The sequence below is a fragment of the Thermococcus kodakarensis KOD1 genome (genome assembly GCF_000009965.1).
GTDB classification, from domain to species: domain Archaea; phylum Methanobacteriota_B; class Thermococci; order Thermococcales; family Thermococcaceae; genus Thermococcus; species Thermococcus kodakarensis.
On sequence record NC_006624.1, the window covers coordinates 1,496,446 to 1,522,915 of the forward strand.

At 44.0% G+C, this 26,470-nt stretch carries 23 protein-coding genes and 2 tRNA genes; 16 read left to right on the forward strand and 9 right to left on the reverse strand.

Going from position 1 to position 26,470, the window contains the following annotated elements; translation table 11 throughout:
- Positions 1-42 precede the first annotated feature (42 nt).
- From TK_RS08510 to TK_RS08530, 5 genes are all read right to left on the reverse strand, one after another.
- Positions 43-582 carry a DUF1102 domain-containing protein gene (locus TK_RS08510; RefSeq protein ID WP_011250655.1) on the reverse strand — a complete coding sequence of 180 codons (540 nt, stop codon included), beginning with the start codon at positions 580-582 and terminating at the stop codon, positions 43-45.
- Between the two features lie 14 nt (positions 583-596).
- Entirely contained in the window at positions 597-1,193 is a 597-nt protein-coding gene (locus TK_RS08515; RefSeq protein ID WP_011250656.1) for a DUF1102 domain-containing protein, read from the reverse strand.
- Positions 1,194-1,380: 187 nt separating this feature from the next.
- On the reverse strand, positions 1,381-1,872 hold the full coding sequence (locus TK_RS08520; RefSeq protein ID WP_011250657.1) for a DUF7344 domain-containing protein: 492 nt from the start codon (positions 1,870-1,872) through the stop codon (positions 1,381-1,383).
- A 6-nt stretch (positions 1,873-1,878) separates the two neighbouring features.
- Positions 1,879-2,100: a hypothetical protein gene (locus TK_RS08525; protein ID WP_011250658.1), complete on the reverse strand. Its 222-nt coding sequence runs from the start codon at positions 2,098-2,100 to the stop codon at positions 1,879-1,881.
- Between the two features lie 399 nt (positions 2,101-2,499).
- Positions 2,500-2,575 (reverse strand) — tRNA-Gln (locus TK_RS08530).
- A gap of 92 nt (positions 2,576-2,667) precedes the next feature.
- Here TK_RS08530 and TK_RS08535 point away from each other — a divergent pair.
- Positions 2,668-2,745: transfer RNA gene (locus TK_RS08535), tRNA-Arg, on the forward strand.
- Positions 2,746-3,258: 513 nt separating this feature from the next.
- Here the strand turns inward: TK_RS08535 and TK_RS08540 are convergent.
- A complete protein-coding gene (locus tag TK_RS08540; RefSeq protein WP_011250659.1) occupies positions 3,259-4,209 on the reverse strand; it encodes an NAD-dependent epimerase/dehydratase family protein in 951 nt (316 codons plus the stop codon).
- 83 nt (positions 4,210-4,292) lie between these two features.
- Between TK_RS08540 and TK_RS08545 the strand changes: the two genes are divergently transcribed.
- Genes TK_RS08545 through TK_RS08560 form a run of 4 tightly spaced genes read left to right on the forward strand, consistent with a single transcriptional unit; the run spans position 4,293 to position 7,395 of the window.
- Entirely contained in the window at positions 4,293-4,700 is a 408-nt protein-coding gene (locus TK_RS08545) for a type VII toxin-antitoxin system MntA family adenylyltransferase antitoxin (RefSeq protein WP_011250660.1), read from the forward strand.
- Positions 4,690-5,121, forward strand: a complete 432-nt coding sequence (locus TK_RS08550; RefSeq protein ID WP_011250661.1) for a type VII toxin-antitoxin system HepT family RNase toxin — start codon at positions 4,690-4,692, stop codon at positions 5,119-5,121. Before TK_RS08545 ends, TK_RS08550 begins: the two co-directional genes overlap by 11 nt.
- Positions 5,118-6,113, forward strand: coding sequence for a sugar phosphate nucleotidyltransferase (locus TK_RS08555; protein WP_011250662.1), 996 nt, complete (start codon positions 5,118-5,120; stop codon positions 6,111-6,113). Before TK_RS08550 ends, TK_RS08555 begins: the two co-directional genes overlap by 4 nt.
- Positions 6,114-6,147: 34 nt before the next feature.
- Entirely contained in the window at positions 6,148-7,395 is a 1,248-nt protein-coding gene (locus tag TK_RS08560; protein WP_011250663.1) for a flippase, read from the forward strand.
- A gap of 355 nt (positions 7,396-7,750) precedes the next feature.
- Here TK_RS08560 and TK_RS08565 read toward each other — a convergent pair whose 3' ends face one another.
- Positions 7,751-8,824 carry a glycosyltransferase family 4 protein gene (locus tag TK_RS08565; protein ID WP_011250664.1) on the reverse strand — a complete coding sequence of 358 codons (1,074 nt, stop codon included), beginning with the start codon at positions 8,822-8,824 and terminating at the stop codon, positions 7,751-7,753.
- Positions 8,821-9,792, reverse strand: a complete 972-nt coding sequence (locus tag TK_RS08570; RefSeq protein WP_011250665.1) for a glycosyltransferase family 2 protein — start codon at positions 9,790-9,792, stop codon at positions 8,821-8,823. The genes TK_RS08565 and TK_RS08570 overlap by 4 nt, the downstream gene beginning before the upstream one ends.
- Before the next feature lie 69 nt (positions 9,793-9,861).
- On the opposite strand from TK_RS08570, the gene TK_RS08575 reads away from it, so the two are divergent.
- From TK_RS08575 to TK_RS08585, 3 genes are read left to right on the forward strand one after another with little or no spacing between them, the layout of a single operon-like run.
- A complete protein-coding gene (locus TK_RS08575) occupies positions 9,862-11,049 on the forward strand; it encodes a CDP-glycerol glycerophosphotransferase family protein (RefSeq protein ID WP_232500645.1) in 1,188 nt (395 codons plus the stop codon).
- Positions 11,046-11,735 (forward strand): IspD/TarI family cytidylyltransferase, encoded by a 690-nt coding sequence (locus TK_RS08580; protein ID WP_011250667.1) that lies wholly within the window; start codon positions 11,046-11,048, stop codon positions 11,733-11,735. Before TK_RS08575 ends, TK_RS08580 begins: the two co-directional genes overlap by 4 nt.
- Entirely contained in the window at positions 11,732-12,616 is an 885-nt protein-coding gene (locus TK_RS08585; protein WP_011250668.1) for a glycosyltransferase, read from the forward strand. The genes TK_RS08580 and TK_RS08585 overlap by 4 nt, the downstream gene beginning before the upstream one ends.
- Before the next feature lie 33 nt (positions 12,617-12,649).
- Here the strand turns inward: TK_RS08585 and TK_RS08590 are convergent, their stop codons facing one another.
- Positions 12,650-14,950, reverse strand: coding sequence for an oligosaccharyl transferase (locus TK_RS08590; protein ID WP_011250669.1), 2,301 nt, complete (start codon positions 14,948-14,950; stop codon positions 12,650-12,652).
- A gap of 263 nt (positions 14,951-15,213) precedes the next feature.
- Between TK_RS08590 and TK_RS08595 the strand changes: the two genes are divergently transcribed.
- The 8 genes from TK_RS08595 to TK_RS08630 all read left to right on the forward strand — a co-directional run bounded on the left by TK_RS08595 (position 15,214) and on the right by TK_RS08630 (position 25,958).
- A complete protein-coding gene (locus tag TK_RS08595; RefSeq protein ID WP_232500573.1) occupies positions 15,214-16,437 on the forward strand; it encodes an oligosaccharide flippase family protein in 1,224 nt (407 codons plus the stop codon).
- On the forward strand, positions 16,400-17,125 hold the full coding sequence (locus tag TK_RS08600) for a glycosyltransferase family 2 protein (RefSeq protein ID WP_011250671.1): 726 nt from the start codon (positions 16,400-16,402) through the stop codon (positions 17,123-17,125). The genes TK_RS08595 and TK_RS08600 overlap by 38 nt, the downstream gene beginning before the upstream one ends.
- Complete coding sequence (locus tag TK_RS08605) at positions 17,122-18,201, forward strand: glycosyltransferase family 4 protein (protein WP_011250672.1); 1,080 nt, start codon at positions 17,122-17,124, stop codon at positions 18,199-18,201. Before TK_RS08600 ends, TK_RS08605 begins: the two co-directional genes overlap by 4 nt.
- Position 18,202: 1 nt before the next feature.
- Positions 18,203-19,021: a glycosyltransferase family 2 protein gene (locus tag TK_RS08610; protein WP_011250673.1), complete on the forward strand. Its 819-nt coding sequence runs from the start codon at positions 18,203-18,205 to the stop codon at positions 19,019-19,021.
- Between the two features lie 20 nt (positions 19,022-19,041).
- Entirely contained in the window at positions 19,042-20,208 is a 1,167-nt protein-coding gene (locus tag TK_RS08615; protein ID WP_011250674.1) for a glycosyltransferase family 4 protein, read from the forward strand.
- A 2-nt stretch (positions 20,209-20,210) separates the two neighbouring features.
- Positions 20,211-21,221, forward strand: a complete 1,011-nt coding sequence (locus TK_RS08620; RefSeq protein ID WP_011250675.1) for a hypothetical protein — start codon at positions 20,211-20,213, stop codon at positions 21,219-21,221.
- 16 nt (positions 21,222-21,237) lie between these two features.
- On the forward strand, positions 21,238-24,966 hold the full coding sequence (locus TK_RS11670; protein ID WP_011250676.1) for a hypothetical protein: 3,729 nt from the start codon (positions 21,238-21,240) through the stop codon (positions 24,964-24,966).
- 134 nt (positions 24,967-25,100) lie between these two features.
- Positions 25,101-25,958, forward strand: a complete 858-nt coding sequence (locus tag TK_RS08630) for a hypothetical protein (protein WP_011250677.1) — start codon at positions 25,101-25,103, stop codon at positions 25,956-25,958.
- The last annotated feature ends 512 nt before the right edge of the window (positions 25,959-26,470 follow it).

Sequence of the window (26,470 nt, forward strand, 5' to 3'; positions counted from 1 at the left end):
TCTTCAAGATTAACAAAGTGAGGCAAAGGCCTCAAAAGGAAATCACGGGCTTCCGCATTCGCCTGCAACGGCCTCAAAGCTGAGCTGGAACTGATCCATGCCGAGGCTTGCGTTGGTGTTGTCAAAGATCATACCAACTGGCACGGGGTCTCCGTAGTTGACCGTGAACTCGAGGTTGTTTGACGGCCCTGCTATCGGACTGTCGTAGTCTCCTGCAAAGAGCAGGACGTTGTCGTGGTTGCTCTTTATGGTAACACAGATCGGATAGTTTGTCTGGTTGTTCTCCCAAAGGTCGTTGCTTACCTCGAACATTTCCTCAAAGACGTAGGTGGTGTTCGGGCTCATGCCCGTTCCGCCCCAGTCGGGGTGGTTCGGGTTATATTCGCTTATGTCCACGTAGAGCTTTCCAGCGTCGTAGGTCACGTAGGGCTGGAGTGCGGTCAGGTCAATAAGTTCGTTGTCGTCGGAGACGACATCGAAGCTCGCAGTCCTGTCGGCGGAGTAGTACCTAAAGTTAGCACCCGCGCCGACGGCCAGGAGCATTCCAACCATTAACAATGCCAATCCAAATAGTTTATTCATCTTTCATTCCTCCTTCACGGCTGACCGCAGTTTCCAGCTATCTCAGCGGGCTCTGTGCCGAGCCTGTAGGCTTCAATGTGTACCGCTGCGTTGTTGGTTGTACCTGGTGCGTCGTTCGCGACGGTAAAGTCCATACCGACCTTAACCGCGTCTCCGTTGTTCACAACAAAGCAGACGTCGTTCCTCGCCATGTCGCTGGCGTAAACTGTCTGGCCGGTTGTGCTGTCGTGGACGTCAAACTCATGTCCGTAGAACTGGATCATGGTGTTGTCGCTGGTTATCCTTACGACTATCGGCATTCCCTCTTCCCATAGGTCGTTGCTGACTTCAAACACTTCATCGAAGTTGTACTCTGAGTTCGGGCTCAGGCCCATTCCATATCCTGGGTAGTTCGGGTTGTTCGGGCTTATGTCCACAACTAGGACGCCGCCATCGTTAATGTACGCGTAGGGCTGAATTGGAGTCAGATCGATGAGCTCGTTGTCATCGGTCACGATGTTCCAATGAACGCTCCTGTCCGCGTTGTAGTCCCTGAAGTTAGCTCCAGCCCCCAAAACGAGGCCAAAGGCCACCAACAGGCCAAAAATTCCCAAAGCAAGATTCTTTTTCATTTTTTCGCCTCCTATACGGAGGCACTGTGGTACGGAAGCAGGTTCCGAAATACCAGAGGTGTTTCGACACCACATCGGTGGGCAACACAGTGCCCTTGGCGGACGACCATTACGGTCGCTCCACAATCACATGGGTCCTTCAGATATATATGAAGTTGGGGATTACCACATAGTAATCAGTCATTACCTACACATTATCCTCTGATTTTTCAGGGTTTTTTCGCTCCCTTGGTCTGGCTATGAGGTACGTCCTCCTGTGCTGTATGGCAGATACTACCAGATAAGTCACTGCAGCAAAGAGGAGGAGGACGTTGCCGAGCCATAGGGCCATGAGGGCAAAGATAACTGAGAGGCCAGCATAGAACACGCTCCAGCTTATGTCGTTCTTCTGGACAACTTCCATGTAGAGGGTGACGTTGTCAGGAACCTTGAGGAGGGTTATCCTCCCTCTGCTGAAAGTCACAATTCCCTCCCTCTCAAGCTTTGGCAGGTGCGTCTGCATAAGGCTGACATAGACGCTCTTCCTGTGTTTTCTGTCGGTGTTGCCCTCCCTCTCGGCTATGTACTCCACAACATCCCTGAGCTCAGCGCTCCCGTTTTTCCTCTGGAGGAACTCTATGAGGAGCATCCGCCTCTTGTTGCCGAGTATCATCCTGGAAGGAGCTTTATTGCTAGCCATAGCTTATCATCTCACCCTGTAGTGCTTTCTCTTGTTGTAGAAACCACTGTTGTAAAATGCCTCCACCACACCCCTCGAGACAAGATCCCTCAAGACCCTCTCAACTCGCTGACGGGTGCATTCAACTCCCATCTCGTTCAAGAACCTAGTGATAAAAGCAACGCTTAAGGGGCCCTTTTTCTTCAACAGGGCAATGATCTCGCCTTCAAGGTTTACATTTCCATTCATTCTCTCACCTTCTTGTAATTACATGATTTAAAAATGAGACATCATTCTCAACAAGTTACTAAAATCCCACTTAACACCTATTAGGCGCACCTCCTTAAAAGGGTTCTTAAAAAGTTCGATTTGCGCGCTTTTTAGTCCTGAAACAGTTTTTTGATGGCAAATTATGGGAAAAGTCCAACAGTTGGGCTGCAAGAATAAACCCCTGCCCATTGGGTTCTGCAGTTAAATATCCCCTGAGCTTCTCCCACTGGGAGCTAAGAGGACATTACTTAAACTAGAAAACAACAAAAACTTCAGGGGATTTCCAACTGCAGGGACATAGTATAGTTATTTTCCAGAAGGGGGATTACAAAGGAGAGTAAAACACGGGGTTCGAAGTTCATCTGGAGCCCAGTTGAATGGTAGCCCCGCGGGGATTCGAACCCCGGTCGCGGGATCCAGAGTCCCGCATGCTTGGCCGCTACACCACGGGGCTGTACCCGTTGATAGCTCCGATGGTGGATTTATAAATTTTACTCCTTCTAAAGGCGGTTAGGTTTTTAAGTTTCTTTTCATTTTCCCAGATGTGGGCCGGTGGCCTAGTCTGGACGGGGCGTCGGCCTTCGGAGCCGAAGGTCCCGGGTTCAAATCCCGGCCGGCCCGCCATAGAAACTTTGCTGGGCAAAGTTTCATCAAAAATCGAATGTCCTTTTGAGTGCCCAGCTTTTCAGTGATTCTCACCATAAATTGGAAATCCTCAAGGGGTTTGCTCGCAGTATAACGCCCGAAAGGCGTTAAAAATAAGAAAACCCCTATTCATCTGCAAATTTGTCATGAGAATCCCAATTCTCAGCCAATATCACGAAGACATTCAAGCTTTTGGTGAAGCTTTTTTCCAAAAGCTTCAGCGCCGCTTTCACTAGCGTTCAAGCGTCCTTAACGGATGGCGGAAGAGTAGTATGCGTTTTTAATGAGCTGGCTTTTGAGCGGGTTTACTTATCTAGTTGCTAGATTTACAGGATTTCCTCACAGTATAGCGCTCAAAGAGCGCTAAAAAGAAAGGTGAAATCGCAATTACCAAGAGATTTTGAGAACAAACCCGCGCAAAGCTGGAGAAGTTTGAGCAGAGATTAAACTTCTCCACTTTCTTTCAACGTTAGGGGGAGAAAATATCAAAAATCACCCCTCAAGAAGCTCCTTAACCGTTCTTCTGACGGCCTCGTAGCTGTTCATCTTTGGTCTCCAACCGGTGGACTTGGCCTTGCCTATGTCGAGGAGCATGAGCTTAACGTCGCCCTTCCAGCCCCTTCCGCCATCTACCCCGCCAGTAAAGCGGAACTTCGGGCTCAACCCCATCTCCTCGCTAACTATTTCTGCTATCTCCTTCACTGTTATCCAGTCGTCGTTGCCAAGGTTATAGACGTCGTAGGTCTCGCCGCTTTTCTTGAAGTGTTCGAAGATGTGGAGCATTCCCTCAACGGTGTCGCTCACGTGGAGGTAGCTCTTCCTCTGAGTTCCATCTCCAAGGATTTCCAGCTCGTTCGGGTTCTTCCGCAGTTTGTTGATGAAGTCGTATATAACGCCGTGGTTCGAGCGCTTGCCGATGATGTTCGCCAGGCGGAAGCTCAAGGCCTTAAAGCCGAATATGTGGGCGTAGCCACTTATTATAGCCTCAGCCGCGAGCTTTGCACCACCGTAGACACTTATCGGCTTAAGAGGGCCGTAGCTCTCAGGAGTTGGAATGACTTCAGCATCGCCGTAGACCGTTGAGGAGCTCGTGAAGACGAGGTATTCAACGTCGGAATTCCTCATAGCCTCCAAGAGGTTGTAGGTTATCGTGACGTTGCTTTCGTAGAGCGTTTCAGGGCTCTGGGCGCTGATTCTAACTTCAGGGTTAGCCGCGAGGTGGAAGACAACATCAACGCCTTCAATGGCCTTTTTTACGGTCTCGAGGTCAACCATGTCACCTTTTATGAACTCGAAGCGCTCGTTATCGAGCCAGTGCTTTACGTTGTCCAAGCTCCCGGCGCTCAGGTTGTCCAGAACTCTGACCTCATAGCCACTCTCCATCAGCCCGTCAACGAGGTGGGAACCGATAAAGCCAGCACCGCCCGTAACTAGGACTTTCATGTGCACCATCACCCATGTAGTTATCGAGGTCACGTTATTAAACTTTGGGAAAAGCTTTTTTACTCTAACGTTTAAGTTAAACCATGATGAAAATCTATGACATTCCCCCACAGGGAAGGGAGAAAATAAAAGTGAAAATTCAAGAAGCCCTCATGAGAAGAGAGGAAGTTATATTTGCTTATCTCCATGGTTCTTTCATCGAAGATAGGCCGTTCAGAGACATTGATGTAGCCGTTTACGTGAAGGAGAAGCTAGATATATTCTATGAAATGACGCTGGAGGATGAACTTACTGAACTAACGGGGTTTCCCGTTGACGTCCGGGTTCTGAACGAGGCCCCTATTACTTTCAGGTTTAAGGTCATAGGCGGAGAACTACTGTTCTCGAAGGATGAAAAAGCAAGGTGCAGGTTCGAGGAAGAGACCATGGCAGAGTACCACGATTACTCCTACTACCTCGAACTCTACGGGAGGGAGGCCCTTGGAATATGATAGGGACAGAGTAACGAGGCTGATGGGAGAAGCCAAGAATGCCCTTTTCAACATCCATGAACTTGCAGAGCTTGATGAAGAAGAGTTTCTAAGGAACAAGCATTACATATCTAGCGCAAAGTACAATCTTCTGGTTGCAATTGAGGCATGCATAGACATTGCGTATCACCTGATATCAAAAAACAAACTGAGACTACCGAAAGACTACTCGGACGCGTTTAAGGTTCTCCAGGAAAACAATGTTATAAGCAATGAACTGGCACGCCGCCTTATCTTAATGGCTCGTTTTAGAAACAGACTTGTGCATATATACTGGGACATTGATGACAGGATGATATACAGAATCATAACCGAAAACATAACTGATATAGAGAAGTTCTTAGAGCACATCCGTAAAATCCTCGGAGGGGATAACAAATGAAAGCCGTCATAATGGCCGGTGGCTACGCCACCAGGCTCTGGCCAATCACAAAAGATGTCCCCAAGGCCCTGCTGCCGGTGGGGGACAGGACGATACTTGACCACATATTGGAGAAGGTCGCAGAAACCGGCCTTGAAACATATATCTCCACCAACAGGTTCTTCGAGAGCAGATTCAGGCCCTTTGCCGAAAAATGGGGTGTCAAACTCATAGTTGAGGACACACTCCACGAGGAAGAGAAGCTCGGAACGATAGGCGCGCTGAAGAAGATAATCGAAGAAATAGGCCTTGACGATTATTTGATCATCGCTGGGGACAACCTCTTCTCCTTCTCGCTCCAGGACTTCCTCAAGCGATACGATGAAAAGCCCCTGATAGCGGTCTATGACGTTGGTAACCCAGAGCTCGCCAAGAGGTACGGCGTTGTGCTCCTAGAGGGGGACAGGGTTGTTGACTTCGAGGAGAAGCCGGCTGTACCTAAGTCCACGCTGATAAGCACCGGCGTCTACGCCCTCCCCAGGGATGTTATGGCTCTCATTGATGAATACCTTGCAAACGGCCACAGAGACGCACCGGGCTACTTCCTCAGCTGGCTCCTGAAGAAGGGAATCGAGATAAGGGCCTACCGCTTCTCAGAGTTTTGGTACGACATTGGTTCAGCAGACAGTTATCTTGAAGCCCTCAAGACTCTACTCAAAGAGAGCCACATCGAGGAGATCCAGATAAGCCCCTACTCTAAGATAATCCCACCTGTGGTCATAAAGAGGGGGACGAAGATACTGGGCCGTTCCATAATCGGGCCCTACGCGTACATTGGGGAGGACTGCGTCATAGAGAACTCGGACGTAAGCGATTCAATAGTTTTTAGGGGCACTATACTCAAGAACGCGACGATATGGCGCTCAATAATAGACGAAAAGTGCGAGATAAGGAACCTCGAGCTTAAGAAGAGCTTGGTCGGAGGACATGCGAAGATACAGAGGGGGGATTAGGTTTTTAATTTCCTTTCCCTACTGAAGGGTCGCCATGACCGAAAGCCTTAAGCTGAGACTCATTAAAAATGCTGGCTGGCTCTTCGGGGCCGAGGTCATTTCGAAACTCCTGGCCTATGGGGTAATAGTCATCCTGAGCAGAACCCTCGGCCCGGAGGGACTTGGCCAGTACTCGTTCATCTTCTACTATGTTGGACTTCTGGGGATATTCTCTGATCTCGGAGTTGGCTACTACTTCATGCGTGAGGTTGCGAGGGATAGAAGTAAGGCTGAAGAGCTTCTTCCCGATGTGCTTGGGCTTAAGATTGCACTAGCGCTGATCAATTTTGGGATAATTGTTGCCCTAACCCTCCAGCTCCCAAAGCCGGAATGGATGAAGGTTTTGATTGTACTTGCTGGAGCTGAGGCAGTGCTAGGATGGATAGCGTATGTATTTGTGAACATGATGTATGCCCATGAAGTTACTAAATATGAAGCTATTGCAAGAACTATTGAGAGAATCTGGGCGTTTTTTATAGGAGGAACCGTTCTCTATGTTTGCAGATCTCTCTCACCATTTATAATCACACTTCTCATTGGATACGTCCTAAGGGAACTTTTGAGGATAAAATGGGGTAAAAGATTCGTTAGAGAAATCCGCATCCATTTTGAGCCCCAAAAATGGCTCTCCCTTCTCAAGAAGTCCTACCCCTTCTGGTTCATCGGATTATTTACGCTGATCTACTACCGCACTGACATGGTGATGCTAAGCCTAATGAGGGGAGACTACGAGACCGGAATATACCGGGCAGCTTATACTCTAATCGAAGTTTCCCTATTTGTTCCGAATATTGTTGTCCCGACGACTATGCCCTCAATGGCAAGGCTGTGGCAAGAGGATCGAAAAACCCTTGAGATCTTACTGAAGAAGAGCTCTCGGATTTTGAGCGGTTTGGGCGTTCTGGGAACGATAGGGTACTACGTTTTTGCAAGGTGGGGAACTATACTTGTGTTCGGAGAAGGTTTCCTGGCAAGCGTTCCTATGCTCAGAATCTTGGCCTTTGCGGTTCCATTTATGTTCCTAAACTCACTATTTGGGAGCTTTTTGAATGCAACGGGAAGGGAACTAACGTTTACCAAGATAACGGGATTCACTGCGTTGCTGAACGTTGTGCTAAACTACTTCCTGATACTGAATTATGGAGCAAGAGGAGCCGCGATGGCGACGGTGGTTAGTCAGGGGATAGCAAGTGTTTTAAGTTTTAGAGTAGGAATAAAAAACGGGAAATATAACGGTGCCTAAGGTCTCAGTTATTATTCAGACCATCAAAGAAAGAGAAAACTGTTGAAGCATGTTGTTTAGTGTTTCGAATTAAACTTTTGTCAGGATTCTGAGATCATATGATGGCCAATAATAGCCCCATAGACTACCTCTCGATGACAACAGAGTAAGAATCTTGAACTTCTTGGCTCTAACGTATTACAGGCTAGAAACTATAAGATTAAAAATACGCATGAACAATACATTGCGTTTCTTGATGAATAGCCATTTACAAAGCTATTGAGAAGTCAGACTGTTCTACTTGTTTAAACCGCCCTTATGTTATTGACTGAATCCGCCATACGGATAATTTAAAAACAACAGGGCTCTAAGAGGCTTAGTCAATCCAACTGACCTTGCATGATTTGTCCAAAGTTTGTTTATTTTTCTCTGACTTGTAGGTTTCCAAAATTGTAGTAAGAGCTTTTTTGAGTATCTCGTCCCAGTCATACTTTTTAAGGATTAGTCTGGATATTTTCCTGTATCTTTTTTCGTAATAGGGGTAATTTTCCATAACATAGAGGAAGGTCTCATAGAGATCCCTTTTGTCACAACACCTGAATGGAATTGTATACCGCGAAATCTCTGTCTGGATGCTATCACTCACGATAGACGGCACTCCGAGGGCAAGAGCCTCCAATAAAACTAATGGAAAAACTTCATGACGAGACGGCAAAATCAATACCTTAGACTCTTTCATCATCCTCAGTACATCTTTACGTGGGGAAAATGCTTTGACTACTATATTTCCCACAACAGTATATTCTTTGTCAGCTCCAACCATTAAACCCCTATAAGGTTTGTCTTTAAAAGTATCAATCACAAGCTGGGGATTTTTTTCTTCACTAAACCTCCCTACGTAGATAAAATCCCACCTACGCCGAAATTTCCTTTGGTATAACTTCTTGACATCATCATCAATACCATTTGAAATATGGCGTATATTTGAATTTCTCCGTCCATAATACTGAAAACTGTTTTTATTGAGTAGCAGGATCAATGTATTGGGCATAGAAACATATAAATCACGAATCTTTTTGAGTGGATAGTTCAGCAACTTTCCTCTCCAGTTCAGATAAAATTTAAAGAACTTATCCCAATCTCTACCATCTATTATGACTTTTACAGGCTTCTTTACCGGTAAAAGGGATGTGTGTGCAAAAATTATATCAACATCTCTGTATTTTCTTAATGTAGCTAACTTCTGTGCAAGCTCATTTATACTGCCAAGACCATTTAGCATTGGAAGTGTTATCATCTCATCACATGACACGCAGGGGACATCCCCCACATATGAACAGATGAGATACAGATCATATTTTTCCTTAAGCTCAGTAAGAACCTCTGCAACTTTTAGCATGACTCTTTCGGCACCACCCACTGTGCCGCATCCGTGGACGTATATTTTCATTTTTTACTCACCATTTTTCTCAAAAGTGGCCTAATAGGAACGAACAAATCAACAATCCATATCAACGTCAAATATGACGAATGAGACCTAACTGGCCTGTAAGTTTTGATGTAGTCAAAGTATTTCCAAAACAGCTTACGTGCTTCCTTCCTACCGTAAGTATCCGACACGATTGTGATGTAGGTCATAAAGCTAAAAGGTCTCAACTGCCTTGCAACAACGTCGCAGACCTCACGATGTTTGCCTGACACTTCTTTGACTCTTAGACAGAGCTTATTGTAAGCTTCAAGCGTTCCCCTAATTTTCTCTTCTGGGGTTTTGCTTCTTCCTTGGACAGCCGAGCTTCTCCTTACAAGGTGGTAGAAGTCAGGTTTCGGAACAGAATACACCTTCTCAATCAATGACAGATACAAAGTGAAAAAGTATGCGTCCTCCGAGTAGCGAATGTTTTCTGGAAACCGCAAGCCGTAATCATTGATTATGTCTGCTCTCAAAAGAGAGCTACCAACACCAAACCTCGCTTTGAGCATAAGGACATCCTTCCAAGACAGTTCGCCGTGTTTTGAAGCTCTAACGTGGATTTTCTTTCCAGTTTCCTCGAAAACATCGTAGTATTCAGTTGAGACGCCACCAAAACCCTTTATATGGCTCACCGTATCTTCAAGAAAACTCTCGCTCCACCAATCGTCGCTGTCTATGAAAGCTATGTATCTACCAGAAGCAACCTCAATACCCATATTTCTACCGACAGAAACGCCACTCCTTCGCTTTGGCGTCCTTAGAACTTCAACCCTATCAGGATGTTTATCTTTAAAGTCAAGCAAAAGCTCGTAAGTGCCATCATCTGAGTTGTCGTCAACGAGTATAAGCTCCCAGTCCTCGTAGGTCTGCTTCTCTATCGAACTAAGAAGCCTTGGAACGTAGTCTCGCGTGTTGTAGACGGGAACGATGATTGATACCTTAGCCATGCATTTCCCAAATATAGCTGGGGGACAATGGTTAAAAGTTTTAGGGCATTTATCCTGGCGAGGGTGAGAATGGACAGAGTAACCAAACAGCTGATAGCCTCCAGACTCCTTTCACTGGCAAACGTTATTCCAAAAGACGAAAACAAACTCCTCTTCTACTCAACTCCCGACGTATCTGACAATGCCCTAGCACTCTTTAAGTACGTTTCCAGAAAGACCAATGATTACGAGCTGGTCTGGCTCCTGAATAATCCAAGCTCTCCATCCGTTAAGGTCCTCAAGGGAAGGTATTCTGAAGCGAAAACTGTGCCTCTCTACTCAATTAAGGGCCTAAAAGAGCTTTTGAGAGCCAAATTCATCATCACTACTGATGTTCTACCCGTGACGCCCCATTTAGGTCAAAGGGTAATCCAGCTCTGGCACGGACTTCCGGGCAAGAAGACCGGCTACGAACATCCCCTAGGCATCAGGGATCTCTACCTCTACATGGACAGGTGGACGACTGACTTCGTAACAACCTCGGAACTTGTCGTCGGTTCGTTCGTGAGGCAGTTCATGATAAACCCCCGGAAGTTCAGAATCCTCGGACAGCCCAGAAACGACGGCCTCTTTGACCACATGAAGGACTCAAAAGACACGCTCTCGTCAATACTGGGAATTGATGTGGAGGCCTATGATGGCGTTGTTCTCTACGCACCAACTTACAGGTATACCAGCTACCTGAAAGACTTTGAGGCCAGCGTCAGGGCTGTTGAGAGCCTCTTTCGGAGAGACTTCATCGAGTTCATAAGAGAGGAGAACATCCTGCTCGTCATAAAGCCCCACAAACTAGTGGCTGAGGCGGTAAAATCCAAAGTAAAAGTAAGTTCGAACGTTGTTCTCCTCACAGACGAACCGCTTCAGTCACACCTTCTCAACATAAACGACATCATGGGGGCGTTTGATATCCTGATAACCGATTACTCAAGCATCTTTGAGGACTACATACTCCTGAACAGGCCAATTGTATTCTACTTGCCAGATAGGGAAGCATTGGAGCAAAAAAGCGGCTTTCTCTTGCCGTATGAATTTTTTGCTCCTGGGAAGAAGCCCGAAACTGTCGAAGACCTCAAAAGGAGCCTGAGAGAGTACATAGACGATCCCCAGATAGATGCAGAGTGGAGGGAAACTATCAAAAACCTCCTTTACGAAGTTGGGCAGGACAATAAATCTTCGGAGAGGGTTTACAAACACATAATAAAGGGGGAATTTGAATGACAACCCTTATCCTTCTCGCGGGCGGAATCGGAAAACGGGCAAACCTCGGCCTCCCCAAACAGTACTACAGGATCGAGGAGAAAATGATAATAGAGTACACGTTGGAAAACGTGTCAAAAGTCGGAGGCATAGACAGGCTAATCCTCGTCTCCAATCCTCAATTCATGGACACGGCCCTGGAACTGGCGGAAAGCTTTCCAAAGATAGAAACGGTCACGATAGGGGGGAAGACTAGGAACGAATCAATGTACAACGGATTTAAGGAAGTTCCACCGGGAGAGACCAAGGTTATAGTCCACGATGCCGTAAGACCATTCACACCCAGGTGGGTTTTTGAGAAAATAATAGACCTCCTGGACGAGATGGATGTGGTAACAACCGTGAACCCAATAACCGGGAACCTAATAGAGCTGGATAATGGAAAGGTAAAGAGAATCCACGACCGTTCGAGATACGCCATGGGAGAGGCTCCCACAGGATACCGCTACGATGCCCTGAAGAAGACTCTTGAGACGGCACTATCACGGGGAATCCTGAACGAGATTCCCCACGACATCCTTCTCGCGATGGAGGCGGGATTCAACGTCCACGTGCTACATTGTAACTGCTTCAACCTGAAGATTACCTTCAGGGAAGACGTTGAGATCGCGAGGACCCTGATAAAAGTGCTGGAGGAGCAGCGTTGAGGCCCAGGGTCTCGGTTGTCATCCCAACTTACGGCAGGGATAGGCTCCTGAGAAGGGCCATAGAGAGCGTCCTAAACCAGACCTTCGACGATTTTGAGATCCTGATCATAGACGGTGCCCGGAGCGAATCAACGAAGGAGCTTGTGCGTTCCTACGGCGACGGAAGGCTCAGGTACATCCCCCAGCGTGGGAAGGGCATAGCGAACGCCCGCAACATCGGTGTCTTAAAGGCCCGTGGAGATTTCATTGCCTTCCTCGACGATGACGACAGATGGAGAAAGGACAAGCTAGAACTGCAGCTTGAGGCCTTCGGGGAGCTTCCCTCGAATTACGGGCTTGTCTATACCGCCTTCACGTATTACTACTTAGAACGGGACAAAGTTCTGGGGATAAAGCATCCGAAAGCGAGCGGAGACGTTTATGGACATCTCCTAAAGGACAACATAACCGGAACATCCACGATAATGGTTAAACGGGAATGCTTCAAGAAGGCGGGCCTATTCAGGGAGGACTTCGTGACCTGCGAGGACTGGGACATGTGGCTGAGGATGGCCAAGGTTTGCCGCTTTGGGGCGATAGATGAGCCCCTGGTTGACTACTCCATCCACTCCGGCCAGTTCTCATTTTCCAAGTATCTCTCGGGGCGGTACAGGATGATCGATGCCCACGGAGATATAAGACATGATCCCAGGATTCTGAGCTACCATCTTCTCCAAATTGGGGTTTTGAAACTCTTCAGTGGGGATAGGAGCGGTGCGAGGGAAGTACTGGAGGCGTTCAGGTTGAACCCAGTGATGCGTGGCAACATTCGGGATATCTTATCCTCATTCCTGGATGTGAGAACCAGGATATACATCCTCAAGTTTTTGGGGAGGCTTTAGCGAGGAAATTTTAAATTTGAAAAAGAACAAAAATCAGTCTCTTCTAAACACACCCCTGTCCAAGATTTTCTCGCCCTCGGCATAGGCGTACCTTATCACCGTTCCGTTGACCTCCGCCGGCAGCTCAAACTCTTTCAGCCCTTCGACGTTGTACCACTTCTCAAAGACCTTCGTGCCGTTGTCGAGGAAGCCCCAGATTCCGAGTCTCGTCCCGGTTGCGTTCTCGAACTGAAGGAGTGTCTCGCCACCCCTTCTCTCAACGACAACGTTCGGGTGCTTAAGCCTCAGGATTTTTATGATCCCTCCATCAGAGTAAACCAGCTCATAGGGCCCATCTGGCTTTATGAAGAGCCTCGCCAGGTTAGTGTTGAAGGCCTCCCCGTTCATGAGGATCGCGTAGTTGTAGTTGAGGTTGATGTAAAGGTAAGCCCCAGATTCGGACGGCGTTATGTTCGGTTTTATAATCTTATCTCCGTACTCGACGTAGACCTCCCGCGGTCCAAAGACATGGCCGCTGACGCTTATCTTCACGTCCCATTTTTCGCCAGGTCTTGCAACGACCGTGTAGCCCGAGTTCCTGAACACCAGCGCCCCCGCTGAAGAAACCATGGGCAGGACAACGAGGCCGTAGTTTTCACTCACGTTGCACCTCGAGCACATCATCGCGGTGTCGACTATCGTTCCAAACTTCAGAAAGTCGTAATAGGAGACGATAACGTAGTCGACGCCAAGGCCCATCGCCCAGTTCTCATCGCGCTTGCCGAGGTAATACAGGGCCACACCTGTATTGGGGGCTAGCTCAGCGACTGGTGCGCGTCTGGCATAATAGGTAACCCACGTTCCGTAGTCCCACCAGGCAAGAACGATATCGTTTTCGTTCGAGTTCTCGCCGAGCCACGTTAACGCCCTCTCCCAGTGCTCGTTCATAAACGGCTCCACTGCCGCGACCTTCTCGAAACCGATTGCAGTGTCAACGGCGGGGACGAAGAGGAGAAGCCCAAGTGCAACGGCGAGTCCTTTTCTCCCCTCAAAGCGCGGCAGAATTTCATAAAGCTCCAACAACCCGATTCCTGCCATTAAGGCAACTCCCATAGAACCTATGAATAGAAACCTCGTCCAGGTCTTGATCATGTAGAGGCTGGGAAGGACAAGCCCGAGGAGCATGAAGTCCTGAACTCTGACTTTCCCGGGCCTGAACCGGAGGAAAAAGAGGGGGGCGAGGAAAAGACCAACGGCAAACGCGCTCCAGAGGTCGTGGAAGGTCGACGGGCGGGTCTCGGATATTGGCCATTCATTGAATATTCCAAAGCCAGTTGAGAGGTCTTTCAGCCCTTCAAACCTCGCGAAGAGGAGGTAAACGGCGAGAGCACCGAACACCAGGACTGTCAGGGTCCTCAGCCTTTTGTCCCTGATGAACTTCGAGAGCGCGAGGAGGGCCAGGAGTCCAGCCAGGGCGAGGGGGACCAGGTACTTAAGATGGAAGAGCAGGTAGGCGTCCCTTACCGTGGTGAGTTCCAGGGACAGCTTTTCGGCGACCGTTTTACTCAACCACCTGTCGTACCCGAGCATGCCATAGCCAACCCTGGCCCCAAGGTAGTTCGCAATAAGGGCGCCAATCGCCGTGGAGACTGTTAGGAGTATCCCGTCGAGGATGTACCTGTCCCTACCGAGGAGAAAATCCCCGACTCCCAGAAAGACCGCGCTGGCCAGGAGAAACACGAAAATCGGGTAGTAAGCCTGCCAGAAAGCCGCCGCAAGGCCGCTTGCGAGGGCTGGCACAGCGTAGAAGGCAAGGCTTTTATGTCCAAGTCTTTCCCTCGTTGAAAACGCGTAGGCGATTCCGAGAAGCGAAATAGAATACCAGAAGAGCATGTAGTTATCGCCGCGGTAGTAGCCGGCCATTGAGCGAAAGACGTGGCCGAAGCTAACCGCTAGAAAGAGCGAAGCAAAAAAGGCCCGCTTTTCATCGTAGAGTTTCAGCAGGGCCCAATAGAACACGGCTATCGTCAAGATCCCAAAGATGACGGGCGTTATCCTAAAAGCATTGTAGAGGGAAAGGCCAAAGATCTTCAGGAGTTTGTAAACATAAGCGGGCGTTGCCCACAGGCCGAGGGGGTGAAATGTCCTCATCTGAAAGCCCCAAGGTCCGTTTGCGATTGTGAAAAAATTGAGCCACTTGCCCGCTTTTAGGGCCTCCTCTATGTAAGCGAGGTGGAAATAAGGGTCGTAGCCTAAGAGATATCTGAACCTTATGGGGATTAACCTGAGAATCAAGGCAACGGCCGTTATCATGGGGAGTGCGATTTTTGGCCTGAAGATTTTATTGAAATCCATTGTTTCTTACCTCCCGTTGTATCAACTCGTTATCATGTTTAAACCTTTTTCCATCACATTCCCACCGAGCGCATAGACTTAACTACTATGGATTCGGACGCTACAAGATAAGGTAAGCAGTATGCATTTAAGCTAATAACATAGTAGTAATATTTATAAAAACTCTCGCTCCACAGTGGCACGGTGAGATTAATAGCATGGCCAGCAGGCCCGTTCAAATCTTTCACATCTGGAAACAAGACTTCTATCGGGACGCCCTTATCATGATGGTCGCGGTCACACTCTCCAACTTCTTTAATTACCTCTACCAGCTCCTAATGGGAAGAATGCTCTCCCCCCAGGAATACGGTGAACTTTTCAGCCTGTTGTCCCTGTTCTACATATTCTCCGTGTTTTCAACAACCATAAACACTTCCATAACCAAATTTACGGCAGTTTACTGGGCAAGAGAGGAATACGGAAAGATAAAATCGATCATAATTAAGGGGACGAAAGTCCTGGGACTCTTCGGTGTCCTGTTGTTCGGGTTGATAGCCCTAATCTCCCCCATGTTTTCCAGTTTTCTCCAGATTGAGGACAACACACTTTTGCTGGTTTTGTTTGCATCGCTTCCCCTCTCAATGGTTCTCCCCATATACCAGGGAGCCTTAAGGGGTATGCAGAGGTTCTCGGCGTTGGGGCTGAGCACGTCTTCCTGGGCGTTCCTTAAGGTGCTCTTCGGTGTTTCCCTGGTTGCACTCGGCTACGGAGTTTTTGGAGGTCTACTAGGGATATTTTTGGCACACGTGGGGGCGTTTTTCTTAACACTAATGTTTCTAAAGGATCTGTTCCAGTATAGGGAAACAGGGGACCTTGAAATTCGAGACATCCTCTCATACAGCGGTCTCGCGTTTCTCGCAGTTCTTGCGTACACAACAATGTGGAATATCGACGTTATTTTGGTCAAGCACTACTTGTCCCCCTTGGAGGCGGGGCAGTATTCCGCCATCTCTGCGCTGGGAAAGATTGTCCTTTTTGCACCCGGAGCGATTGGAATGGTCATATTCCCCAAGGCCGCCGAAAAGCACGAGAAGGGAGAGGAACACTTCCAAGTGCTGCTGAGGGGAATGGGCCTGACACTCCTGATTTCAGGGGGAATAGTTTTGGCCTACGCCCTGTTTCCGGAGTTCATTATCAAAATCATTTATGGGGCAAAATATCTCAATGTCGCCCCGTATCTGTGGAGATACGGGCTGGCGATGATGTTCTTTTCGTTGGCGAGCGTAATGATTAATTATTCCCTGTCAATAGACAAGACAGATATTTTTCTTTACCTACTTGGACTGCTGACAACTGAGATAGTTATGCTATCCATTGGAAGTAAGAACATTTCTACGATTATAGACATGCTAATCGGCGTAAGTGCCTCAATACCCATTGTACTGTTTATATCTATTTGGAGGCAAAATAATGCCCAAGATATCAATACTGATGCCCGCTTACAATGAGGGGGAAAACCTTAGAAAGGCAGTTATAGAAACCATGAAAGAGTTAAAAGGGCTAGACTACGAGATAATCATAATCAACGATGGATCCAGGGACAATACCCCCGAAGTCGCAAGGGAACTCTGCGAGTCATTTAGGAACGTCCAACTAGTGAGCTATTCAAAGAACCGGGGAAAAGGGTACGCTCTAAAAAAGGGCTTCGAAAAGAGCAACGGTGAGATAATCGTGTTCTTCGATGCAGATTTGGATATTCCTCCTTCCCAAATAAAGAGGTTCATAAAGTTTCTTCAAAATGGATACGACGTTGTTATAGGTTCAAAATACCTTCCGGGAGCTAGGGTGAGGTACTCCGAGAAAAGAAGGCTATTCAGCATCTGGTACAGAACGCTCGTTAAATTACTGCTTAAGCTTGACGTCAGCGATACTCAGGTCGGACTCAAGGTGTTTAAGAGAGAAGTCCTGGAAAAGGCATTTTCCAAAGTCTTAGTCAAGAAGTACGCCTTTGATGTTGAACTTTTAACCGTGATAAATATGTATGGATACAAGATTTATGAACTGCCGATTAAGATTGAACATAAGAGTTTTAACTCCTCCATAAACTATAGGGCAATAGCAAGAATGTTTTTGGACACTGCAGCAATAGTTTACAGAAAAAACATCTTGCATTACTACAATGGTGATAAAAGATGAGGATACTATGGCTCAACTGGAAGGATATAAGACACCCCGAAGCAGGGGGAGCTGAGGTTTATACTCATGAGATTGCAAAAAGATTAGTTGAAAAAGGATATGAAGTTACCCTCTTCACTTCGTATTTTAATGGAGCTGAAAAGGAGGACGAAATTGATGGTGTCAAAATAGTCAGAAGCGGAAAAATAGTTGGTCTCTTTGATACGGTGTATTCCCACGCAAAGAGGTTCTACAGGGATAACAAAAACGATTTTGATGTAGTAATAGATGAGATAAACACCCGGCCATTTCTAACTCCAAAATACGTTGATAAGCCAATAATAGCGCTGATACACCAATTGGCAGTTGAGTTTTGGGATTATAAGACACCGTTTCCGATCAATACCCTTGGGAAACACATCCTAGAACCCTACTGGTTAAAGCATTACGTCAATGTTAAAACAATAACTGTCTCCGAATCCACGAGGAACGACCTAGAAAAGCTCGGATTTAAAGATATTGAGATAGTTTACAATGGATTGGATAGAAATATTTTAGAGAAGGTCCCCGAAAAGGAAGACGAGTTTACCGCTTTATTCGTTGGCAGGTTGACCCCAACTAAAAAGCCCGAAGACGCCGTGATAGCCTTTAAAATGCTCAATAAGGGAAAAATGTGGATTGTTGGCAGAGGCGAACTTATGGAAAAGCTTAAAAAAAGGCATAATAATGGAAACATCGAATTTAGGGGGTTCATCCCTGAGAAAGAAAAAATTGAACTCATGAAAAAAGCCCACGTATTGTTGGTTCCAGGAATAAGAGAGGGCTGGGGGAGGGTCGTGATCGAGGCCAATGCCCTGGGAACCCCAGCAATCGGTTATAACGTTCCTGGACTCAGGGACTCAATAAAGCATAGATACAACGGCTTACTGTGTGATCCAAACCCCAAGGCAATGAGCGAGGCCCTTAGAGTATTGCACGAAGATGAAGAACTCAAAAGGAGATTAAGTGAAAACGCTTTAAAGTGGGCCAAAAGGTTCAGCTGGGATGAGAGTGCGGAGAAGTTTGAGAGGGTATTAAACTCCTCAGTCGGTGAGTGAGATGGAGAATAAAGAGATGCCGCTGGTCTCTGTGATTATTCCCACGTACAACTCAGAAAAAACTATTGGAAAGTGCTTAGAATCAATCAAAAACCAGACCTACAAAAACATAGAGGTTATCGTCGTTGACAATTTTTCCCAAGATAAAACGGTTGAGATATGTAAAAAATACAATGCAAAAGTTATCCAAATCAAGAGCGAGAGGACAAAAGCGAAGAATATCGGGTTAAAAAAGGCAAATGGGAAATACGTCCTTTTTATTGATTCTGACATGGGATTAACTCCAAAGGTTATAGAGGAGTGTGTTATATTAATTGAATCAGATCCCAAAATCGGGGGGATAATAATCCCAGAGCGCTCTGTCGGTAATAGTTATTGGGTGAAGGTTAGAGATTTCGAGAGAAGTTTCTATACTGGAACTGAAATAGAATCCGCACGATTTTTCAGAAGGGATTTAGCTCTACAAGTAGGGGGATTTGATGAAGACGTTGTATTTTTTGAGGAGTCTACACTCCCTCAGAAGATTGAGAAACTTGGATTCAATGTCAAAGCCAGAATAGAATCTCATATTATTCACCATGAAGAAAACTTTTCACTAATAAAATGGCTCAAAAAGAAGTATTATTATGGACAGACAGCCAGAAGATATAAATCGAAATATAGGGAGTATGGAAACAAGCAGATAAGCTTGTTTTACAGGTTTGGGTTGTTTTTTAAAAGGAAGAGATTTTGGAGCAAACCTCATTTGGCTGCCGGAGTAATTGTTTTAAAGGGATTGGAGTATTTAGCCGCAAGTGTTGGATATTTAAAGTCATCTTAAACTTACGAAGGTGGAGAAAAATGAGGATCCCTCAGAGAGCCTTGTTCATAGCAAATGGCATTGGGGCTGAAAATGGAAAACCAGGAATAAGTGGTGGAGACATAAGATGGATAGAAATTGCTAAAAAATGGCAAGAGATGGGAATTGAAATCCATGTATTGACTCAAGACGCCGGAATAGAACTTTGCAAAAGAGTAGGGCTAACAGCTGAGTTCCACAGGATGAAAATGCCAAGCGAATATTCAATAAGGGGGTATCTTTTAAGGGCCCTTAATTCTTTCAGGATCCCCCAAGAACTCATGAGATTTGAGGGAATAATCTATGCTTCCACAGAGCATTGGTATGATGTTATTCCTGGAGCATTAATTAAAAGGAAAAATCCTCAGAACAGATTCGCAATAGTAGCTCATTGGGTTGCACCACTAATAAGGAAAGGAACTTCGGCTATAAATAGCATCCTTTTTTATATTAACCAACGCGTGGGATATTTTGTTGGTAAGAGATACTCAGATGTTTTTTTAGCAGTATCCAAACCAACTGGAAATGATTTAAAAAGAATAGGGATACCTGAGTCCAAAATAAGGGTAGTTGAAGCAGGTGTAGATTATGAGAGAATAAGACAAATTTCATCCAAAATAAAAGAGAAACAATTCGATGGAGTATTTATGAAAAGATTTGACGGTACTAAAGGCGTCTTCGATGTAGTGGAAATATGGGAACATGTAGTCTCAGAGATTCCAGATGCAAAACTGATTTTGATCGGTCACGGAACCAAAACAAATGTGAATAAATTAGAAAGAATGATTAAGGATAAGAAGCTCGAAGAAAACGTAAAAATTCTGGGTCCAATATATGATTTCGAAGAGAAATTTAAGACACTGGCAAAAAGCAAAGTGTTTCTCTTACCTAGCTATGAAGAGAATTGGGCAATAGTAATCGGAGAGGCAATGGCCGCAGGATTACCTGTAGTATGTTACGATCTACCCGAAATACGACCAATTTGGAAGGACAACGTTATCTGGATTCCAAGAGGAAATAAAAAAGAATTCGCTAAGAAAGTTGTTGAATTGCTTGAGAATGAGAATGTTGGAAAAAGAGTAGGAGAAAATGGAGCCAGATTTGTTAAGAGATATGATTGGAGAAAAATAGCTGGAAAAGAGCTGATGATAATCCAAAGGGGGGTCTGATTTTGATCCAAAAAGAGGCCATTCCCAAACTAATTACTATAGAGACAAATAAAGAGATAATCCCAGGGTTTTCAATTTCGCCTTTTTTAGTAGATGCCAAGGACACCACAGAAAAAACACCATTCTGGTTCAGATTTCAAGTGGATTCTAAGTTTCATATTAACAAACATGATGTCGTTAAAGTATTTGATAGATTTATGCTTCTAAGAGATGGTTCTATATACTACTCCAATCACATACTTCCAAAAATCATGCTTAATTTGGTATTTAGACCCAATACTAATGAGATTCAAGTTAATCCCACATACTTCTTATTAGTAAAAGAGAAGATTGGATCGGCATATCCACCTGGAGTATTGTTATTAGATTATGTCTTTGTTGAACTTCTTGTGCGTAACTTCTTTGTATTACATGCTAGCGGTATTTCGGATAATGATGGTGCATATTTATTTATTGCTCCTCCAAATACGGGTAAGACCACTACTGTGTTACAATTTCTAAATAATCATAAAAATTTATTATACGTCGGAGAAGACACTGTGATCATAGATGCTAAACGGAATTTTGTATACCCTACACCTCATACTTCAACTTTCTTCCATCATGAAACTCGCTTTGGGCATATTGAAGGACTATTTCGTGTAAAATATAAACCAACAGGAAGATCCCTTTTTAGGGGTAGAATACTAGATACTCCTCAGAATATTTCCTCAATATTTTTACTTCAGAAAGGAATAGATGACAAAATTATTCCCTTAGAGGATGTTGACCATAGATATATTATGAAAATACTACTTTCAATTCAACGGTACGAATTTTCCTGGTTCAAAAACCCTTTGCTACGTGCATCATCCTTTTTATTAGATGATTGGTACAACCTTGATGAATTACTAAACAAAGAAGAAGAACTTCTTTGGAAACTATTAAAACGAAACCAAGTTTTTTTAGTTCGCAGTTCAAATAGTTTTCGATTTTATAACATAATAAGAGATCATTTAGATATAAAACCGTAGTAAACAGGGGGTAAATATGGAAAGGATGCGTTATACATATCTACGAGTTGGTTTTATATACGCACTAGTGTCTTTCCTCTCAAATGCTTACTATATTTTTTCTCCAGGCGTTATCGGATTTAGACATGACTGGAGAATCCCGTACCTCCCTGGCCAAGTGTGGGACAGGTTTTTTGAAGCAATATTTACTTGGAATTCTATCTCTGGTAGGGGGGTGTCGGGAGTTCCAAACACTTTATTATATGAAAGACTCTTTGAGCTCGCACTAGCAGTTTTGGTCAGATTTAATGGTGAGGTATTATCAAAGATTATTGTTCCGATTATTATGTTGGTTTCTGCTTTGACCATGTTCTATTTAGGCAAGGTACTAAGATTCTCTAGTAAGTCCGCATTCTTTATGGGTCTTTTCTATATGTTGACTCCTGTACTTTATAATAGAATCATAGCTGGATATCATCTCTATAATTTTGCATATGCAATCTCACCATTGTTTTTTGCATTTTTACACAAATATGTTTATTACAAACAAAGATGTTCATATATTCTCACAGCCGCATTAGTATTTGGCATGTCGGCTGTTCAAGTGCAGTTTCCCCCAATGTTAGCGTTTATGGCGGCTCTGTACTTGTTGATATTTGCTATATCAAAAAGAAACTACTCCTCACTTATAATATCATTAAAAGCCATCGCTATTCTTATAGTGCTATTTATCATACTTAACTCTTTTTGGATTTTAACAATGTTTATGAATCCAGGATCTAAACTTGTGATAAATAAAGCAGCACCAATTGATTATCATGAAATTATGAACGCTCCTAAGCTTCTTCCAGCATTTTTAATGACTGGATATAGTCATGTTTATGATCCATTTTATCTCTATACTCACAATAAACTGCCCAGTTTAGTCATATACTCTCTGTTATCCTTGTCAATTCTTTCACTTATAGCAAGCATCTTTGCTATTAACAAAAAAGAGCAAGCATATCTCGCTGTGTACTCACTCTCATTGCTTTCTATTGGATTATTCTTTGTGTCTGCTCTAAACGGACCATTCCCCCAATTGTGGAAACTTCTCTACCTTAAAATTCCAATTCTTTCAGTATTTCGTGAGGTATATCATTCAATGTTTATAGTAACATTTGCATATACTTTACTTGTTGGAATGCTCATAGAAGAGCTTCACAAGAAACTCTCCTCTCCTAGATCGAAAAATCTATTAGTAGTGATATTATTGTTTATAATTCTATCTTCTGGATACCCTTCGTTAAATTCGTTTATGCATCAATTAAACGTATTAAATTATGGGAACAGCGACATTGAGGTGTATAATTTTCTGAAAAATGAATCAGGGATATATCGCGTAGTTTATGTACCATCCTTAAGCCCTATAAGATACCCTACTATAAATCGGGGCTCTGTGGACTTGATGATTAAATATAGCCCAAAACCAACGTTTCCACAGCATGTGACTAGGGTATTCCCTTCCGAAGGGATTTTACAATATTATGTGTTGACCTCAATTGAACACCCTGAAAGAATAGAGAATATTCATGAATTACTCGGAAAGATCAGTGTAAAATATATAATTTGTAGACCCAATTGTACATCCTATTACCCATATTACGTTCCAATGTTGAGATACCTCCAAAAAGTTTATGGTAGTACTATACTATACCACCGCTGGTTTAATACAAGCCTTCGATGTGACAATATAAAACATAGGGGACAAATATTGAACTTTAACAACATAAATTTAGTTCAGATAGATAATTCTCCGTTTATCAATGTAGGCGGGACTCCTTTGGTTTTCTCTTCATTTGACGATTTGTTGTCCGGAGTTCGTTATTTAGATAATAATTTTGCAATAATTTTGAATGTCCATTTAAGAGAATTTCCACTTATTAATAATATCAGCAACACATTTGTATTCACTAACGAACCCTTGTATGATTTATACTTGATGGACTCCTATTTGAGCACTACTTTATTTGTAACGCCAAACGCACCAAACAACAGACCTGAGAAGAGCTGGGCAACTGATTTGCTTAGTTGGTATATTAATCCCTCCATTGCTATAGCCCCTCTCTATGGAGAAAATACAGTACTCACGTGGGCCCCTCCCACGGCAGATTTACCGGAAAACATGCCTATATCCAATTTAATTGCCAGTTGGGACTTTACATCCCAAGATCAAGTTAAAGCATGGGAAAATGTCACTCCAAAAATCCAGTTTAGTGCTATTCAAACAATTTCATGGGACGAAAGTGTGCAAGCTCTTAGAGCAGAACTTTACAATTCAACTTGGGTCTGGAAGACAATTAGATCCCCTCTGATTCCGGTTAAATATGATCACGTCTACAGATTTATGTTTAAAGTTAAAGGTCAAAATACTAATGTAGTTCATGCTTATGTTAAAGAATATGATGTCAATAAAACGCTGATCAAAGGCTCTTTCTTATATTACCCTTTTATAGGTGATGGAACTTTCAACTGGAAAACAATTTCTTTCAACTACCAGCCCCAAAGTGAAGATACCCGCTATATCCAACTCCAGATATGGCATGGCCACGAAACAGATAAACCGCTACCTAACATAATCTGGATAGATGACGTGAAAGTCTATGACATAACAAACTATACCAAACCCGTAACTCTGGACATTCCCTTCAAAGTCGATAAAACTGACAATTACAAGCTTTTCATCCGCTACTTTAAGAACCAGAAGGGCGGCGCAATAAGGGTTTATTTAGATGGAACTCCAATTTATATCAAGACCAAAGACCAGCTTAACAAATTCGTTTGGGAAGATCTAGGAACATTCAAGCTTGAAAAAGGAAAACACAAGATAGTCCTTGAGAACGTTAGGGGATTTAACGCAGTTAATCTATTTGCGTTGATACCTGAAAAAGAGTACAATAAAGCAAGAAAAGAGGCCATAGAACTATTGCAGAACAAAACCATAATATATCTCTTCGAAGCAGAATCCGATTTATACAGGGAAAACACCGAGATTATAAAAGACTTCAACGCAAGTAACGGAGAGGCCATAAAATTCGACCAGAAGGGAAAAGCATGGCAAAACGTGGAGATAGTGAAAAACAGTACCTACAGACTTGCATTAAAGGGCAATGGTACATTTAATATATCCATAGGAGACTATAAGTATGTTTTAACTGTAAACAATTCAACATTTGAATATACCCCACTGTTCTACTTGAGAAATGGAGAATACAAATTAGAAATAACCCCTACATCAAAGGACGCCCTCTTGGACGTGGTCTGGCTCTACTCAACTGATAAAAACGAAACACTCGAAGAACTCTTCCAAACAAATGAAACTCCCGCCACAGTCCAGGACTACACAAAGGTCAACCCAACCCTCTGGAAGGTCAAAGTCAACGCAACAAAGCCCTTCATGTTAACCTTCGCCGAATCCTATGATCCGCTGTGGGAGGCGAGAGTTTACAAGGATGGCAAACTCGTGGAAAAAGTCTCCCCAGTTCCGGTATACGGAGTCATCAACGGCTTCTGGATTAATCAGACAGGGGACCTTGAAATAGTCCTGAGATACACTCCTCAGGACTGGTTCGAGAGGGGACTGATGGTATCCTTAACAACTTTCCTCCTCAGTGTATTCTACATCTTCTACGACTGGAGAAGAGAAAAGGGGGACAAATGGGCCAAGAGGCTAGAGAAGAAGTTCAAAAAACTAACCAGCAAAGTTAAACGAAAATTAAGCCCTTAACTAGAGAAAGTTTCGGGTCACGAGTTCAGCTTTGTGAAACTTTTCACGTTGATATTTCAAGAACAATAAACAGACTGAAGATTTGTAAAAAATTTAATAAATCCCATAGGAGATACTCAGATCGGGGAAATCACATGACGGATAAAATATTGTCTGCAGACTCAAAGTCACTTGTTATTGTACGTAAAAAGCAGTTTAAGGCAAACATTGGTGTCGCTTTATTGTTCGAAGACCCCAAAAAATTCAAAGAGAATTACATCAACTATTTTGAGAGCCTTAAAGGTAATCTCAACACTAAGAATCCAAGATACGTATTCAAAAGCAAAGACATAAAGTCGCTCTTTGGTCATGATAAATCTAACGAAATTATAGAGGACTTTGTTTCCCTAATCAATGAATCTAAAGTCACCGTTAGTTTTGTGTTCTCTATATTCAACACGAAGCGTTTAAGGGAGGTTAAATATTACTCCAAGGACAATACAGTAAAGACGGAAAAGCCCATGAAGTTTATAGACAAGCTAACGAGTTATTTCTCATACATAACCGCATGGAAATCAATAAGAGAGCTTGGACTTAACGGCATCAAAGTTTATCTGGACAATTTCGATGAACAGGAATATACCTACGCATGGGATGATATAACAGTATCTAACCGGCCAGTTATCTTCCCAAAGGGGGATCAAGTTAATCTTTTTATCTCCACTGCAGACATCATAGTCGAATACGTTTATAGGAAAATTATGGAACAAAACATCCGCCTGGGAGTTAGAGAGATGTATGAGCTTAATGAAAAGCACTTAGGTCTTGATAATTTTAAAGTATCTTATAGTGGAAACAGAGATGTTAAATACCTAGCACCATATTCACACAGGAAGATTCCAATTAGAGACTACCTCGCAAGACCAATGCTTTATGTTTTAACCGAAGGATTAATTGGGAAAGGAAGAAAGAACAGTTATAGAGAATTCCCCGTCCTTCCAATATCTTCTTAGATTTGCCTCCGATATTGGGGGAGGGTTGAAATTTATATCGCTTGAAAAAGATGCCTATAATATAAGAGAGAATGATATTATTGTTTGCTTCGGAGATGAAAGCAAGAAAAGAGCTGAGTATCTTAAAAAAGTACTTAAATATCCAATAGAGATACATTCTATATTGGAAATCATTGAACGCTACGAGACAAACGCTAACGGGGTCTGACCGATAGATTTTTATACCTGAAGATTAAACGTCATAATGAGGGTGCACTCCCGGTAGGGAGTGTGCCCGTTATCTGATCTCATATCCCCGTACTTTCTATTGTTTTATAAATGGTCTGTTCTCAAAGACTCTCCCAGAAGCAAATATCCCCGGTAAGTGAAGCCTGATCCCCTTCCGCCCCGAAGGGTGAGGCTTTCAAAAGAAAAAAGTAAATGAACAAAGAAGCTAGTCATCCGCCGGTTTTTTACGCTGATCTAGCGATAGAACGTTAGTATCACCAGAGATCTCGTGTTTCTTCTATCCC

Coding starts and splice junctions, on each gene's coding strand:
- TK_RS08510 (WP_011250655.1), bottom strand. CDS start 582: ATGAATAAACTATTTGGATTGGCATTGTTAATGGTTGGAATGCTCCTG.
- TK_RS08515 (WP_011250656.1), bottom strand. CDS start 1,193: ATGAAAAAGAATCTTGCTTTGGGAATTTTTGGCCTGTTGGTGGCCTTT.
- TK_RS08520 (WP_011250657.1), bottom strand. CDS start 1,872: ATGGCTAGCAATAAAGCTCCTTCCAGGATGATACTCGGCAACAAGAGG.
- TK_RS08525 (WP_011250658.1), bottom strand. CDS start 2,100: ATGAATGGAAATGTAAACCTTGAAGGCGAGATCATTGCCCTGTTGAAG.
- TK_RS08540 (WP_011250659.1), bottom strand. CDS start 4,209: ATGAAAGTCCTAGTTACGGGCGGTGCTGGCTTTATCGGTTCCCACCTC.
- TK_RS08545 (WP_011250660.1), top strand. CDS start 4,293: ATGATGAAAATCTATGACATTCCCCCACAGGGAAGGGAGAAAATAAAA.
- TK_RS08555 (WP_011250662.1), top strand. CDS start 5,118: ATGAAAGCCGTCATAATGGCCGGTGGCTACGCCACCAGGCTCTGGCCA.
- TK_RS08560 (WP_011250663.1), top strand. CDS start 6,148: ATGACCGAAAGCCTTAAGCTGAGACTCATTAAAAATGCTGGCTGGCTC.
- TK_RS08565 (WP_011250664.1), bottom strand. CDS start 8,824: ATGAAAATATACGTCCACGGATGCGGCACAGTGGGTGGTGCCGAAAGA.
- TK_RS08570 (WP_011250665.1), bottom strand. CDS start 9,792: ATGGCTAAGGTATCAATCATCGTTCCCGTCTACAACACGCGAGACTAC.
- TK_RS08575 (WP_232500645.1), top strand. CDS start 9,862: ATGGACAGAGTAACCAAACAGCTGATAGCCTCCAGACTCCTTTCACTG.
- TK_RS08580 (WP_011250667.1), top strand. CDS start 11,046: ATGACAACCCTTATCCTTCTCGCGGGCGGAATCGGAAAACGGGCAAAC.
- TK_RS08590 (WP_011250669.1), bottom strand. CDS start 14,950: ATGGATTTCAATAAAATCTTCAGGCCAAAAATCGCACTCCCCATGATA.
- TK_RS08595 (WP_232500573.1), top strand. CDS start 15,214: ATGATGGTCGCGGTCACACTCTCCAACTTCTTTAATTACCTCTACCAG.
- TK_RS08600 (WP_011250671.1), top strand. CDS start 16,400: ATGCCCAAGATATCAATACTGATGCCCGCTTACAATGAGGGGGAAAAC.
- TK_RS08605 (WP_011250672.1), top strand. CDS start 17,122: ATGAGGATACTATGGCTCAACTGGAAGGATATAAGACACCCCGAAGCA.
- TK_RS08610 (WP_011250673.1), top strand. CDS start 18,203: ATGGAGAATAAAGAGATGCCGCTGGTCTCTGTGATTATTCCCACGTAC.
- TK_RS08615 (WP_011250674.1), top strand. CDS start 19,042: ATGAGGATCCCTCAGAGAGCCTTGTTCATAGCAAATGGCATTGGGGCT.
- TK_RS11670 (WP_011250676.1), top strand. CDS start 21,238: ATGGAAAGGATGCGTTATACATATCTACGAGTTGGTTTTATATACGCA.
- TK_RS08630 (WP_011250677.1), top strand. CDS start 25,101: ATGACGGATAAAATATTGTCTGCAGACTCAAAGTCACTTGTTATTGTA.